This is a genomic window from Bradyrhizobium sp. CCBAU 25338, assembly GCF_028128965.1.
GTDB classification, from domain to species: domain Bacteria; phylum Pseudomonadota; class Alphaproteobacteria; order Rhizobiales; family Xanthobacteraceae; genus Bradyrhizobium; species Bradyrhizobium liaoningense.
Genome location: NZ_LFKY01000039.1, coordinates 41,996 through 56,815, shown reverse-complemented (window position 1 = coordinate 56,815; position 14,820 = coordinate 41,996). Strand labels below are relative to the sequence as shown.

Annotated in this window: 12 protein-coding genes; 6 read left to right on the top strand and 6 right to left on the bottom strand. The window is 64.3% G+C overall.

Translation table 11 applies throughout. The annotated features are described in order from the left end of the window. The 5 genes from ACM42_RS22295 to ACM42_RS22275 all read right to left on the bottom strand — a co-directional run bounded on the left by ACM42_RS22295 (nt 1) and on the right by ACM42_RS22275 (nt 5,650). Nucleotides 1-990 (bottom strand): ABC transporter ATP-binding protein, encoded by a 990-nt coding sequence (locus tag ACM42_RS22295; RefSeq protein ID WP_271529950.1) that lies wholly within the window; start codon nt 988-990, stop codon nt 1-3. Beyond that, the gene (locus ACM42_RS22290) at nt 987-1,973 is read right to left on the bottom strand and encodes an ABC transporter ATP-binding protein (RefSeq protein WP_271529949.1); all 987 of its coding nucleotides are present in this window, start codon (nt 1,971-1,973) and stop codon (nt 987-989) included. The genes ACM42_RS22295 and ACM42_RS22290 overlap by 4 nt, the downstream gene beginning before the upstream one ends. Before the next feature lie 13 nt (nt 1,974-1,986). Further along, entirely contained in the window at nt 1,987-2,958 is a 972-nt protein-coding gene (locus ACM42_RS22285; protein WP_271529948.1) for an ABC transporter permease, read from the bottom strand. Between the two features lie 11 nt (nt 2,959-2,969). Further along, complete coding sequence (locus ACM42_RS22280; protein WP_028178267.1) at nt 2,970-3,950, bottom strand: ABC transporter permease; 981 nt, start codon at nt 3,948-3,950, stop codon at nt 2,970-2,972. Between the two features lie 104 nt (nt 3,951-4,054). Next, complete coding sequence (locus ACM42_RS22275) at nt 4,055-5,650, bottom strand: ABC transporter substrate-binding protein (protein WP_271529947.1); 1,596 nt, start codon at nt 5,648-5,650, stop codon at nt 4,055-4,057. 304 nt (nt 5,651-5,954) lie between these two features. Here ACM42_RS22275 and ACM42_RS22270 point away from each other — a divergent pair, with 304 nt between their 5' ends. The 6 genes from ACM42_RS22270 to ACM42_RS22245 all read left to right on the top strand — a co-directional run bounded on the left by ACM42_RS22270 (nt 5,955) and on the right by ACM42_RS22245 (nt 13,771). Further along, nucleotides 5,955-6,212, top strand: a complete 258-nt coding sequence (locus ACM42_RS22270) for a DUF6489 family protein (protein WP_028178265.1) — start codon at nt 5,955-5,957, stop codon at nt 6,210-6,212. Beyond that, nucleotides 6,212-7,012, top strand: a complete 801-nt coding sequence (locus ACM42_RS22265; RefSeq protein WP_271529946.1) for an esterase/lipase family protein — start codon at nt 6,212-6,214, stop codon at nt 7,010-7,012. Before ACM42_RS22270 ends, ACM42_RS22265 begins: the two co-directional genes overlap by 1 nt. A gap of 47 nt (nt 7,013-7,059) precedes the next feature. Further along, nucleotides 7,060-8,610 carry a WS/DGAT/MGAT family O-acyltransferase gene (locus ACM42_RS22260; protein ID WP_271529945.1) on the top strand — a complete coding sequence of 517 codons (1,551 nt, stop codon included), beginning with the start codon at nt 7,060-7,062 and terminating at the stop codon, nt 8,608-8,610. 9 nt (nt 8,611-8,619) lie between these two features. Continuing rightward, a complete protein-coding gene (locus tag ACM42_RS22255) occupies nt 8,620-9,615 on the top strand; it encodes an alpha/beta fold hydrolase (RefSeq protein ID WP_271530262.1) in 996 nt (331 codons plus the stop codon). 116 nt (nt 9,616-9,731) lie between these two features. After that, nucleotides 9,732-12,968, top strand: a complete 3,237-nt coding sequence (locus ACM42_RS22250) for a bifunctional cytochrome P450/NADPH--P450 reductase (RefSeq protein ID WP_271529944.1) — start codon at nt 9,732-9,734, stop codon at nt 12,966-12,968. A 128-nt stretch (nt 12,969-13,096) separates the two neighbouring features. Then, the gene (locus ACM42_RS22245; protein WP_271529943.1) at nt 13,097-13,771 is read left to right on the top strand and encodes a spermidine synthase; all 675 of its coding nucleotides are present in this window, start codon (nt 13,097-13,099) and stop codon (nt 13,769-13,771) included. A 96-nt stretch (nt 13,772-13,867) separates the two neighbouring features. Here ACM42_RS22245 and ACM42_RS22240 read toward each other — a convergent pair whose 3' ends face one another. Beyond that, nucleotides 13,868-14,782: an alpha/beta fold hydrolase gene (locus ACM42_RS22240; protein ID WP_271529942.1), complete on the bottom strand. Its 915-nt coding sequence runs from the start codon at nt 14,780-14,782 to the stop codon at nt 13,868-13,870. Between the last annotated feature and the right edge of the window lie 38 nt (nt 14,783-14,820).

Below are 14,820 nucleotides of genomic sequence, written 5' to 3'. Positions count from 1 at the left end.
TCACGCCGGGACCGGCGCGGTGTTGACGGCGTGGCAGGCGACGCCGTCGATCAGTTCCGGGGTATCCTTGCGGCAGAGATCGAACGCGAGCGGGCAGCGCGGATTGAAGGCGCAGCCCGGGGGCGGATTGATCGGGTTCGGGATCTCGCCTTTGACCGGAATGCGCTGGCGGCCGCTCATGGCGAGATCGGGCACCGCGCCCAGCAGCATCTTGGTGTAGGGCATGCGCGGGCGGGCAAACAGCTCGCGTCCTTCCGCGATCTCGACGATGCGGCCGAGATACATCACGCCGACGCGGCTCGCCATGTGGCGGACCACGGCGAGATTGTGGCTGATGAACATGTAGGTCAGGCCGAACTTATCCTGGAGGTCGCGCATCAGGTTGAGGATCTGCGCCTGCACCGAGACGTCGAGCGCCGAGGTCGGCTCGTCGCAGACGATGAACTCGGCATCGGAGGCGAGCGCCCGCGCGATCGCGATGCGCTGGCGCTGGCCGCCGGAAAACTCGTGCGGAAACTTCAGTCGGTCGTCGGGATGCAGGCCGACGAGGCTGAGCAGCTCGCCGATTCGGGCCTGGATGTCACGCTCGCCCTGGATCAGGTCGAAGGCGCGGATCGGCTCGGAGATGATGGCATCCACGCGGAAGCGCGGGTTCAGGCTTGCATAAGGATCCTGGAAGATCATCTGGATGCGGCGGCGCAGCTTTCGCCGCGCCGGCGCCTGCCGCGGATCGGTCATCGAGACGCCGTCGATCAGGACGTCGCCGGAACTTGGCGGCAGCAGGCCAACGACCATCCGCGCCACCGTGGTCTTGCCGGAGCCGGATTCTCCGACCAGAGCAAACGTCTCGCCCTTTCTGATGTCGAAAGTGACGCCATCCACCGCCTTGAGGTATTCGAGGTGGCCACCTTCGAGCACGCGGTTGAGCCAGGGTTTCGAGACGTCGAAAACGCGGCGCAGATTTGTGGCCTGGACGAAGGGAGCGCTCATGCCGCGCTCTCCGCCGGCACATTGTCATAGAGATGGCACGCGACCGATTGCGCGCCGCGCGGCAGCGGCTCCGGCCGCTCCACGCGGCAGCGATCGAAGGCGAAGGCGCAGCGCGGATTGAACGAGCAACCACGCGGGATCGCTGACAGGCGCGGCATGGAGCCGGGAATCTGCACGAGGCGCTTGTCCTCGCCCGCAAGCGTCGGGATCGCGCCCATCAGGCCCTTGGCGTAGGGATGCAGCGGGTTCCTCACGACATCCTGCACCGGGCCGATCTCCGCGATGCGACCGGCATACATCACCGCGACGCGGTCCGAGGTCTCCGCGATCACGCCCATGTCGTGAGTCACCAGCATCACCGCGGTGCCATGGTCACGCCCGAGCCGCTTGATCAGCGAGATGATCTGGGCCTGCACGGAAACGTCGAGCGCGGTGGTCGGCTCGTCCGCGATGATCAACTCCGGCTCGGCGCAGATCGCAAGCGCAATCACCACGCGCTGGCGCATGCCGCCGGAGAACTCGTGCGGATAGCCGTCGATCCGCTTTTCGGGTGCGGGAATGCCGACCTCGGCGAGCAGGTCGATGGCGCGGCGGCGCGCCGCCTGCTCCGACAGATTGAGGTGCGTCCGGATCGTCTCCACGATCTGGTCGCCGACCTTGTACAGCGGATTAAGGGAGGTGAGGGGATCCTGGAAGATCATTCCGATGCGCTTGCCCCTGATACGGCGCATCTGCTCCGGCGGCAGATTGTCGATGCGCAGGCCCGCGAGACGAATCTCGCCGCCGGCGATGCGGCCGGGCGGATCGATCAGGCCGATTACCGAGAGGCCGGTGACGGACTTGCCGGCGCCCGACTCGCCGACGACGCCGAGCACCTCGCCCTTGGCGATGTCGAAGGAGACGTCGTCGATGGCGCGCAACGTGCCTCGGCGGGAGGCGAACTCCACCTGGAGGTTGCGCACGGAGAGAACGGGTTCGGTCATGGGCGAGGCGTACTCATCGAAGCTTCGGGTTGAGCGCGTCGCGCAGCCAGTCGCCGAGCAGGTTGATGGAGAGGATCAGGGCGGCGAGCGCAAAACCGGGGAAGGCGACGATCCACCATTCGCCGGCGAACAGATAGTTGTTGCCGATGCGGATCAGCGTGCCGAGCGATGGCATGGTGTCGGGCAGACCGACGCCGAGGAAGGAGAGCGTAGCCTCGGTGATGATGGCGAGCGCGAGGTTGATCGTGGCGATGACCAGGATCGGGCCCATCGTGTTCGGCAGCACATGCCGCAGCATGATCTTCGGCGCAGGCAGGCCGATCAACTGCGCGGCAGCCACGTAGTCCTTGTTCTTCTCGACCATCACGGAGCCGCGCACCGTCCGCGCGTACCCCACCCAGAAGCTCAGGCCGATCGAGATCACCAGCACCACCAGCATGCTGGTGGCGTCGAGCCGGTTGCCGAGGATCGATTTCGCGATGCCGTTGACCAGCAGCGCGATCAGGATGGCGGGGAAGGTGAGTTGCACATCGGCGATCCGCATGATCACGCCGTCGACTGCGCCGCCGAAATAACCGGCGATCAGGCCGAGCGCGATGCCGAGCGCGCCGGCGAAGATAACGCCGGCGACGCCGACGGCCAGCGAGATGCGCATGCCATAGAGAATGGCAGAGAACACGTCGCGACCCTGCTCGTCGGTGCCGAGCAGGAACGGGCTCTGACCGTCGGCGGTCCACAGCGGCGAGATCCGCGAATTCATCAATTGCAGCTGCGCCGGATCGAACGGGTTCTGCACCGCGAGCACGGATGCAAAGATCGCGAGCAGGAAGAACAAGACCGTGATGGCCGCCGCCACCATGGTGAGCTTGGAACGCCGGAAAGAATAGAAGAGATCGCTATCGAGCGCGCGCCTGAACCAGTTCTGGGCGGCATGTGATGGCTGCGCGCCCTGCTTGTCGGAATTGGAGACGGCTGCGTCGGACATGCAGGGCTGCCTTATGCGGCGCGACCGATGGTCGAGCGCAGGCGCGGATCGACCACGGTGTAGAGAATGTCGACCACCAGATTGATGGTGACGAAGATCAGCGACACCATCAGCAGGTAGGCGGCCATGATCGGGATATCGACATTTTGCACGGCCTGGACGAACAGAAGTCCCATGCCCGGCCACTGGAACACGGTTTCCGTGATGATGGAAAATGCAATAACCGAGCCAAACTGAAGTCCGGCCACCGTGATCACCGGAATCAGCGTGTTCTTCAGCGCGTGGCCGAAATGGATGGCACGGGTGGTCAGTCCCCGGGCACGGGCGAAGCGGATATAGTCGGTCCGCAGCACTTCCAGCATCTCCGCGCGCACCAGCCGCATGATCAGGGTCATCTGGAACAGGCCGAGCGTGATCGAGGGCATGATCAGTGCCTTCAGCCCGGACAGCGTGAGCAGGCCCGTCGTCCACCAGCCGAGCTTGACCACCTCGCCGCGGCCGAACGAGGGCAACCAGCCCAATGTCACCGCGAACAGATAGATCAGGAGAATGCCGATCAGGAAAGTCGGCAGCGAGATGCCTACAAGCGAAACGGCCTGGAATAGTTTCGCCAGCACGGTGTCGCGTTTGAGCGCCGAATAGACGCCCATCAGGATGCCGAACACCATCGCGAAGACGGTCGCGCAGATCGCAAGCTCCAGTGTCGCGGGCATACGCTCCATCAACAGCGCCGAGACTGGCTGGCGGAACTGGTAGGAAACGCCGAACTTGAACTGCGCGGCATCGGCGAAATAGCGCACGAACTGCACCGGCACGGGATCGTCGAGGCCGAGCGACTTGCGCACGATCGCCCGCTCGGCCGCCGAGGTGTCGATCGAGACGATCTGGTTCACGGGGTCGCCGGCGAAGCGGAACATCGAGAACGCGATGATGCCGACGGCGAACATGACGCCGATGGCCTGAACGGCGCGGCGAAGAGTGAAAGCGAGCATGCCTTCCACTGTCCTTGGGTGTGCGTGCGGCCGACGTCTTTGCCAGCCGGAAAAGGAATGGTCCCGGACGCCTCACGCGACCGGGACCTTGTGTTCAACTGACGCTATTCCTTCTTGGTCGCCCAGTGGAACATGACCAGATTGTCGGCGCGCTGCGGCAGGTTGACCTTTTTCGATACGCCCCATGCCAGCGCCTGCTGGTGCAGCGGAATGTAGGCCCAGTCCTTCATGCCGATTTCGTAGGCCTGCTTGATCAGCTGGTTGCGCTTGGCGGTGTCGGTCTCGACCAGCACCTTGTCGGTGATGGCGTCGAACTCCTTGTTGCAGTAGCCGCCGAGATTGGCCTCGCCGCGCGAGGATTTCGCATCGTCGCGGCAGCCCATGATGTCGTAGAGCACGTTATGGGAATCCATGGTGCTCGGCGTCCAGCCCAGCAGGTAGAACGAGGTCTGGTAGCCGCCTTGCTTGAGCACCTTGGCGAAGTACTGCGCCTTCGGCTGCGCCAGCAGGTTGATCTTGACGCCGATGCGCGCGAGCATGCCGACGACGGCCTGGCAGATCGCTGCGTCGTTGACGTAACGATCGTTCGGGCAGTCCATGGTGACCTCGAAACCGTCGGGGTAACCGGCCTCGGTCAGGAGCTTCTTGGCGCCGTCAGGATCGAATTTCGGCCGCGTGAACTCCTTCGACAGCGCGAACAATTCAGGTGCGATCATCAGAGCCGACGGCGTCGACAGGCCGCGCATCACGCGCGTCTTGATCAGCTCGATGTCGATGGCCTTGTAGAAGGCTTCGCGGACGCGGGCGTCCTTGAAGGGGTTCTTGCCCTTGATGTTGGAATAGAGCAGCTCGTCGCGAGTTTGGTCAAAGCCGATGAAGATCGTGCGCAGCTCCGGTCCCTTCAGCACCTGGGCATTCGGGCTGGAATCGACGCGGGAGATGTCCTGGATCGGCACCGGCTCGATGACGTCGACTTCGCCCGACAGCAGCGCGGCGACGCGGGTGGCGTCAGAGGCGATCGGGGTGAAGATGATCTCCTTCAAATTGCCTTCGACCTTGCCCCAGTAGTTGGGGTTGGCCTTGAACACCGTCTTCACGCCGGGTTGATGGCTTTCGATGATGAAGGGACCGGTGCCGTTCTCGTGCAGCGAGGCGTAGCTCGGCGTGGTCGCCGCCACCGGCGTCGGATCGACGACGTTGTTCGCCTCGGCCCACTTCTTGTCCATGATGTACCAGACATCCCACGACGAATGCAGGATGGGATTGGGCGAGGGCAGGATGAAATCGACGGTGTAGTCGTCGACCTTGACCACCTTGACGTCGGGCGCAAGGCGGGTCTGCATGTTGGACCCCTTCTTGCGGACGCGGTCGGCGGAGAACAGCACGTCGTCGGCGGTGAAGGGATCGCCGTTGTGGAATTTCACGCCCTTGCGCAAATGGAAGCGCCAGCGGGTAGGCTCCGGCGTTTCCCAGCTTTCCGCCAGTGCGGGAATAATCTTGAGGTCCTTGTCGCGCGCGGTGAGACCCTGATAGACGTGGCCAAGATGGGCGTGGGTGGTGCTCTCGTTCAGGGTGTAGGGATCGAGCGACTTCAGGTCACCCTGGTTGGCATAACGTAGCGTCTGGCTTGACGCCGGCGAGACTGCCAACGCAAGCGTACCGGCGAGCGCCGCCGCAAACAGACTTTGACCGATTGACATTCTTGACCCTCTCCGCACTGCCACGCCGGTGATTTTTGATTGTTCGGCGGGGCTGATTGATCCATGTTGCCCAGAGTTATCGACCCGTGCAAGCGCCATTCCAGCAAGGAACGCGCCAAGTTGCACCGCTGTGCAGCAATGCTGACGGTGTCACCGGGCATGGAGGACCATGTCTTTCGACTTTGGTTGACCATGCCGGCTGATTGCCGGACGGAGCATGTCGCGCCGGCATCAGGTCGCTTGCGTTGCACCACAACTCGCGGCGATACTCAGACAGGCCGCTCGAATCTCATCTGGAGGGGACATGAAGGTTAACATCGAAATCGACTGCACCCCCCTCGAGGCTCGCCAGTTCTTCGGTCTGCCGGACGTGGCGCCGATGCAGGCGGCGGTGATGGACAAGTTGCAGCAGCAGGTTCTCAGCAACATCGAGAAGGTCTCGCCGGAATCCCTGATCCAGAGCTGGTTCACCTTCGATCCCAAGATCGCCGAGCGGTTTCAGGACATGTTCGTCACGATGGCCGGCCTCGGCGGCTCTCGCAGCGGCGACAAGAAGAAATAATGTCGCCCGGGCCGGACGGGCCGCTGGAGTCGGGCCGGCTTCGTCCGCCAGGTCTCGGCCTGCTGCTGGCCGAAGCCCGTGGACTGTTCGAATTGAATGCGAGCCTGCTGCTGTCGCCGCTCCTGATGCGCGCGCCGAGGGGCGACGGCCATCCGGTGCTGGCGCTGCCGGGCTTTCTCGCCAGCGACCTCTCGATGGTGCCGATGCGGCGCTATCTCAGCGAGCTCGGTTATGAGGCACATGCCTGGCGGATGGGCCGCAATCTCGGCGGGCTCGGGCGGATGCGGGATTCGCTGCGCACCCGCCTGACCGAAATCCATGCCGAGAGCGGACGCAAGGTCAGCCTGGTCGGGTGGAGCCTCGGCGGCGTCTATGCCCGCGATCTCGCGCTTTGGGCACCCGACAAGGTCCGCTACGTCATCACGCTCGGCAGCCCTTTTGCCAACGACGTGCGGGCGACCAACGCCACGCGGCTTTACGAGGCGCTGTCAGGCGAGCGGGTCGAGGATTTTGCCGAAGCGCGCGAGGCGATCGCCGGCGATCTGCCGGTGCCGACGACGTCGATCTATTCGCGCGCTGACGGCGTCGTGAACTGGCGGACCTGCCTGCTTCGTCCCTCCGCGCGTGCCGAGAACATCGAGGTGCATTTGGCGAGCCACATCGGGCTCGGGGTGAACCCCGCGGCGCTGTGGGCCGTGGCGGATCGCCTTGCGCAACCGGAGGGGGAATTCCGGCCATTTGACCGGGCAGGGCCGTTTGCCATTGCATATGCCCCGCCGGAACAGGCAGTATCGGCCTGACGAGAAGCGCCGTCCAAGGCGCCCGTCAGATCTTGCGGGAGGGAACCATGGCCGACGGGAAGAAGCTGTCGTCGCTGGACGCGTCGTTTCTCTATCTGGAAACGCCGGAGATGCCGATGCATGTCGGGAGCATGGCGATCTTCCGCCTGCCCGACGACTACAAGGGCGACTTCTTCGAAGACTTCAAGGCGATGATCGTCTCGCGCCTGCACATCGCGCCGATCCTCAAGGCGCGGCTGGAGAAGGCGCCGCTCGACATCGATCATCCCTCCTGGGTCGAGGACGACCAGTTCGACATCGACCGTCACATCTTTCGCGCCAGCCTGCCGCAACCGCGCGACCGCGCCACGCTCGAACGTATCGTCGGCTGGATGCACGCCAAGCTCCTGAACCGCGCCCGCCCGCTCTGGGAGTTCTACGTGTTCGAGGGCATGAAGGACAATGAGGTCGGGCTCTATTCCAAGATGCATCATGCCGCGATCGACGGCGGCGCCGGTGCTGCGCTGACCAACATGATCTACGATATCTCGCCGATCCCGCGGAAGGTCGAGCCGCCGACGCCAGGAGCGAAGCCCGCTCAGGAGCCGCGTGACATCGCCGCGAACCTGCTCGATTCGTATCAGCAGCTCTTCTCTCAACCGCTCGACGCTTCGCAGACCGCGAAGAACCTGCAATTGCCGCGCACCGGCAAGAGCGACATCGGCTCGATCCTGTTCGACAACGCGATGTACCAGATCGAGAGCGCGGTGCGCTTCGCCGGCAACATCCCGACCGTGCTGAAGAGCGTCTCCGACGTGCTCGGCAAGGTCGCCGATCCCAAGTCGCGCGAGAGCCTCGCCAGCATGGTGTCGCCGCCGACCATGCTCAACAAGACGATCTCGTCGGAGCGCAGCTTTGCCGGCGTGTCGATCTCGCTCTCGCGCGCCAAGGCGTTGGCCAAGCAGGCCGGCGGCAAGCTCAACGACGTGGTGCTGGCGCTCGCCTCCGGCGTGGTCCGGCGCTACCTCCTGCAATATGGCACGCTGCCGGCGAAATCCTTGACCGCCGCCGTGCCGATCTCGCTGCGCGAGGAAGGCAACACGGAGGCCAACAACCAGGTGTTCGGCATGATCTGCTCGATCGCGACCAACATCGAGGATCCCAAGGCGCGGCTGGAGGCCATCATCGCGCAATCGACCAAGTCCAAGGAGATGTCGCATCCCTTGCGCGCCCTGATGCCGCAGGTCTCCAACATCTCCATGCTGGGCGCGCCGATCATGGTGCAGATCCTGGCGCTGCTCTACAGCCGCTCCAACCTGTCGGACGTGCTGCCGCCGGCCGCCAACATCACGGTGTCCAACGTGCCCGGGCCGCGGCAGACGCTCTATGCCGCCGGCGCCGAGCTGTTGCATATCTTCCCAGTATCGATCTCGACGCACGGGCAGGCCCTCAACGTCACCGTGCAGAGCTATCGCGACCAGCTCGACTTCGGTTTCATCGTCGGCGCCAACATCATTCCGCATGTGCAGGTGATGTGCGATATGCTGCCGGGCGAGTTTGCCGCGCTGGAGGCCGCCTATGCGCCGCCGGCCGCCGACATCAAGGGCGCGGCGGAATAGGAAGCCATGATGATTGAAATGCCGCCGCTCAAGTTCGCACAGACGAACGGAATCCGCATGGGCTATTACGAGGCGGGCCCGACCGATGACAGACCGCCGCTCGTGCTCTGTCACGGCTGGCCTGAGCTCGCCTTCTCCTGGCGCCACCAGATCAAGGCGCTGAGCGAGGCCGGCATTCGGGTCATCGCGCCGGACCAGCGCGGCTATGGCGCGACCGACCGGCCCGAGGCGGTCGAGGAATATGACATGGAGCATTTGACCGGCGATCTCGTCGGGCTGCTCGATCACCTGAACATCGACAAGGCGATCTTCGTGGGCCACGACTGGGGCGGCTTCGTCGTCTGGCAGATGCCGTTGCGGCATCCCGCGCGAGTAGCCGGTGTTGTCGGCGTCAACACGCCGCATTGGGACCGCGCTCCGGTCGATCCGATCGCGCTGTTCCGTCAGCGCTTCGGCGACCAGATGTATATCGTCCAATTCCAGGACCCCGCGCGCGAGCCGGACAGGATCTTTGGCAGCCGCGTCGAGCAGACCTTCGACGCCTTCATGCGCAAGCCGCTGCCGCGGCCGGCGGCGAAGCCGGAGGAGCCGCCGATCGCGGGCGTCGGCGCCTCGTCAAAGACCAATCTGGCGTTTCCGCAGATGATCGCGGCCTATGATGCCAAGGTGGATCCGCGCACGCCGATCCTGTCGGCGGAGGAGAAGAAAGTGTTCGTCGACACGTTCACGAAAACCGGCTTCACCGGCGGCATCAACTGGTATCGTAATTTTACGCGCAATTGGGAGCGCGCGAAGGGATTGGATCATCACATCCACGTCCCGTCGTTGATGATCATGGCCGAGAACGATGCTGTGCTGCCGCCCTCGGCGGCCGACGGCATGGAAAGGCTGATCGCCGACCTCGAGAAGTACCTCGTGAAGGACAGCGGCCATTGGACGCAGCAGGAGAAGCCGGAAGAGGTCAGCGCCAAGCTGATCGAATGGCGTAGAAGGCGGTTTGGGTGACGACGCAGTCGTCATCCCGGGGCGATGCATAGCATCGAACCCGGGATCTCGAGATTCCGGGCCTGGTCCTTCGGACCATCCCGGAATGACGCAGGGCGAGGGGGGAAGCACTTTTCATGTCATCCAAGAACCGTCTGGACCCGATCCCGCACCCGCCGACCAAGCCGGTGGTCGGCAACATGCTGTCGCTGGATTCGTCCGCCCCCGTGCAGCACCTGACGCGGCTCGCCAAGGAGCTGGGTCCGATCTTCTGGCTCGACATGATGGGCTCGCCGATCGTCGTCGTCTCCGGCCACGATCTCGTCGACGAGCTCTCCGACGAGAAGCGGTTCGACAAGACGGTGCGCGGTGCACTGCGGCGCGTGCGCGCGGTCGGCGGCGACGGCCTGTTCACGGCTGACACCAACGAGCCGAATTGGAGCAAGGCGCACAACATCCTGCTCCAGCCCTTCGGCAACCGCGCCATGCAGTCCTACCACGGAAGCATGGTCGACATCGCCGAGCAGCTGGTCCAGAAATGGGAGCGGCTCAACGCCGATGACGAGATCGACGTCGTCCACGACATGACCGCGCTGACGCTGGACACGATCGGCCTGTGCGGCTTCGACTACCGCTTCAATTCGTTCTACCGGCGCGACTACCATCCCTTCGTCGAATCGCTGGTGCGCTCGCTCGAAACCATCATGATGACGCGCGGCCTGCCGTTCGAGCAGCTCTGGATGCAGAAGCGACGCAAGACGCTCGCCGAAGACGTCGCCTTCATGAACAAGATGGTCGACGAGATCATCGCCGAGCGTCGCAAGATCGCGGAGGGCATCGACGACAAGAAGGACATGCTCGCCGCGATGATGACCGGCGTCGACCGCGCGACCGGCGAGCAGCTCGACGACGTCAATATCCGCTACCAGATCAACACGTTCCTGATCGCGGGCCACGAGACCACCAGCGGCCTGTTGTCCTACACGCTCTGTGCGCTGCTCAAGCACCCCGACATTCTCAAGAAAGCCTATGACGAGGTCGATCGCGTCTTCGGCCCCGATGTCAATGCGAAGCCAACCTATCAGCAGGTGACGCAGCTCACCTATATTACGCAGATTCTGAAAGAGGCGCTGCGGCTGTGGCCGCCGGCGCCGGCCTACGGCATCTCGCCGCTCAAGGACGAGACCATCAGTGGCGGCAAGTACAAGCTCAGAAAGGGCACTTTCACCACCATCCTGGTGACCGCGCTGCATCGCGATCCCTCTGTCTGGGGGCCGAACCCGGACGTGTTCGATCCCGAGAATTTCAGCCGCGAGGCGGAGGCCAAGCGGCCGATCAATGCCTGGAAGCCGTTCGGCAACGGCCAGCGCGCCTGCATCGGCCGTGGCTTCGCCATGCACGAGGCTGCGCTCGCGCTCGGCATGATCCTCCAGCGCTTCAAGCTGATCGACCACCAGCGCTATCAGATGCACCTGAAGGAAACCCTGACGATCAAGCCGGAGGGCTTCAAGATCAAGGTGCGTCCGCGCGCCGATCGCGAGCGTGGCGCCTATGGCGGGCCCGTTGCCGCGACGGTTGCGATTCCGAAGACGCCGCGGCAGCCGACTGCGCGCCCGGGCCATAACACGCCGATGCTGGTGCTCTACGGCTCCAATCTCGGCACGGCCGAAGAACTGGCGACACGCATGGCGGACCTCGCCGAGATCAACGGCTTTGCCGTGCATCTCGGGCCGCTCGACGACTATGTCGCCAAGCTGCCGCAAGAGGGTGGCGTGTTGATTATCTGCGCTTCCTATAACGGCGCGCCGCCCGACAATGCGACGCAGTTCGTCAAATGGCTTGGCAACGACCTGCCGAAGGATGCCTTTGCCGGCGTGCGCTATGCCGTGTTCGGCTGCGGCAACAGCGATTGGGCCGCGACCTACCAGTCGGTGCCGCGCTTCATCGACGAGCAATTGTCGGCCCATGGCGCGCGGGCGGTCTATCCACGCGGCGAGGGCGATGCGCGTAGCGATCTCGACGGCCAGTTTCAGAAATGGTTTCCGGCGGCGGCCCAGGTCGCGACCAAGGAGTTCGGCATCGACTGGAATTTCACCCGCACGGCGGAGGACGATCCGCTCTACGCGATCGAGCCGGTGGCCGTGACCGCCGTCAACACCATCGTCGCTCAGGGCGGCGCGGTGGCGATGAAGGTGCTAGTCAATGACGAGCTCCAGAACAAGAGTGGCCCGCATCCGTCCGAGCGCTCGACGCGCCACATCGAGGTGCAGTTGCCGTCCGACGTCACCTACCGCGTCGGCGACCATCTTAGCGTCGTTCCGCGCAACGATCCGACGCTGGTGGATTCGGTGGCGCGCCGCTTCGGCTTCCTGCCCGCCGACCAGATCAGATTGCAGGTCGCCGAAGGCCGGCGTGCGCAATTGCCGGTCGGCGAGGCCGTGTCGGTCGGCCGTCTGCTCAGCGAGTTCGTCGAACTCCAGCAGGTCGCGACGCGCAAGCAGATCCAGATCATGGCGGAGCACACCCGGTGCCCTGTGACCAAGCCGAAGCTGCTGGGCTTCGTCGGCGAGGAGCCTGAAACGCTGGAGCGCTATCACGGCGAGATATTGGCCAGGCGCAAATCGGTGTTCGATCTGCTGCTCGAATATCCCGCCTGCGAATTGCCGTTCCACGTCTACCTCGAGATGCTTTCGCTGCTGGCGCCGCGCTATTACTCGATCTCCTCGTCGCCGTCGGTCGATCCGGCGCGTTGCAGCATCACGGTCGGCGTGGTCGAGGGGCCGGCCGCCTCGGGCCGTGGCGTCTACAAAGGCATCTGCTCCAACTACCTCGCCAATCGACGGGCGGGTGATGTGATCTACGCGACGGTGCGCGAGACCAAGGCGGGCTTCCGGCTGCCCGATGATCCCTCCGTGCCGATCATCATGATCGGCCCCGGTACGGGGCTTGCGCCGTTCCGCGGCTTCCTCCAGGAGCGCGCCGCGCGCAAGGCGAGGGGAGCCGTCCTCGGGCCGGCCATGCTGTTCTTCGGCTGTCGCCATCCCGACCAGGATTTTCTCTATGCCGACGAGCTGAAGGCACTGGCGGCAGGCGGCATCGCCGAGCTCTTCACGGCATTCTCGCGCGCGGATGGACCGAAGACCTATGTGCAGCATGTGCTCGCCGCACGGAAGGACAAGGTTTGGCCATTGATCGAGCAGGGCGCCATCATCTATGTCTGCGGCGATGGCGGCAGGATGGAGCCCGATGTGAAGGCGGCGCTCGCCGCAATCCATCGCGAGAAGAGCGGGAGCGACGCGGCCGCGAGTGCCCGGTGGATCGAGGAGATGGGCGCGAAGAACCGGTATGTGCTGGACGTCTGGGCGGGCGGATAGGCGGAGCTCACCCTTGTAGCCCGGATGAGCGAAGCGACATCCGGGATTCCACAGCACCAGCGATCCCGGGTGTCGCTTCGCTCACCCGGGCTACGAGCCTGCGCAGCAAATCATGTTAAACGTCTCCCATGATTCCCTGGGAAAAGATCGACACCGCCAAAATCCCCGGCTCCGACGAGGAACTTCGCCTGATGCGGCGGGGCAAGGAGTTCTCCATCAAGCTCGGCAGCAACGAGCTGATGAACAATCGCCTGTCGGGCTCGGAGGCCGCGCTCGCGACGCTCGCGGCGAAACAGATCGAGAAGGTCGCAAAACCCGTCATTCTCATTGGTGGCCTCGGCATGGGGTTTACACTGCGTGCGGCGCTCGCTGTGCTCGGAACCAAGGCGAAGATCATTGTCGCCGAGCTCGTGCCCGCGGTCGTCTCCTGGGCGCGAGGCCCGATGGCGGAGGTTTTTGGCGACAGTCTCGATGATGCCAGGGTGAGCATCCGCGAAACTGACGTCGGCGAGATTATCCGCGCGCAACGGGCGGCGTTCGATGCCATTCTCCTCGACGTCGACAACGGGCCGGAAGGGCTGACGCGAAAAGGCAACGATGCCCTCTATAGCGCGAGCGGGTTGAAGACGGCGAAGACAGCGCTGCGTCCTGGCGGCGTGCTCGCCGTGTGGTCGTCGGGCCCCAACCCGGCCTTCACCAAGCGGCTCCGTACCGCCGGCTTCGACGTCAACGAGGTCAACGTCCGCGCCACTGGAAGAGGCGGCGGCGCGCGCCACGTGATCTGGATCGCGCGGAAGAACTAAAGCGTGATCCGGAAAAGTGCGCAGCGGTTTTCCGAAAAGATCATGCTTGAACTACAACCTGAAGCGCGATGACGATCATTCTAATCGCATCGCGCTTTAGGCCGCCTGCGCCGCCGCGCCGTGCGCATGCTTGGCGATGGCGCCGATGATCTCGGGCCAGAAGCGCATCGGCAGGGCGTGACCCATGCCCTCGATCATCAACAGCTTGGCATTCGGGATTGACGCCGCCGTGTCCTTGCCGCCTTCGGGATGGACCAGCGGATCGACTGTGCCGTGGATCACCAGCGTCGGTGTCTTCACGCTATGCAGGCGCTCCTTGCGGCTGCCGGAGGCCAGCACGGCTCGGAGCTGCCGGCCGACGCCGGCCGGATTGAGCCCGCGCACGAACACGCGCTCGGCACGTTCGAGGTCGAGCGCTTCCTCTTCCGGAAAAGACCCGGCGCGCAAAATCTTCCAGGTCTGGCCGAAGCGGACGATGAACTCCTCCTTGCTGCGTGGCGGCGGCGCCATCAGCATTGCGGCGGCCTCGCGGGTCGGCGGCGGTATACGCGGATTGCCCGTGGTCGACATGATCGAAGTCAGCGAACGCACGCGGTGCGGAAACGACAGCGCCACCTCCTGTGCGATCATGCCGCCCATGGAGGCGCCGACCAGATGCGCCGACTTGATGCCGAGTGCTTCCATCAAGCCGACCGTGTCCTTGGCCATGTCGATCAGCTTGTAGGTCGCGGCCACGGGAATCCTGAGGAAACGCAGCTTCAGCAGCTCGAGCGGGGTCAGGCGCTTGCCGCCAGTGAGATGGCTCGACTTGCCGATGTCCCTGTTGTCGAAGCGGATCACGCGGAAGCCGCGCGCGGCGAGCTGCTCGCAGAACCCGTCGTCCCAATGGATCATCTGCGCCCCGAGCCCCATGATCAACAGCAGCGGCTCGGCATTGTCATTGCCGAAGATCTCGTAGCAGATGTCGATGCCATTGGCGCGGACGGTGTGGGGCGGCTGATGGGCGGTCACGGGCGCGGTCCCTCCTGCTGGTCGCTGCTGTATCGCAC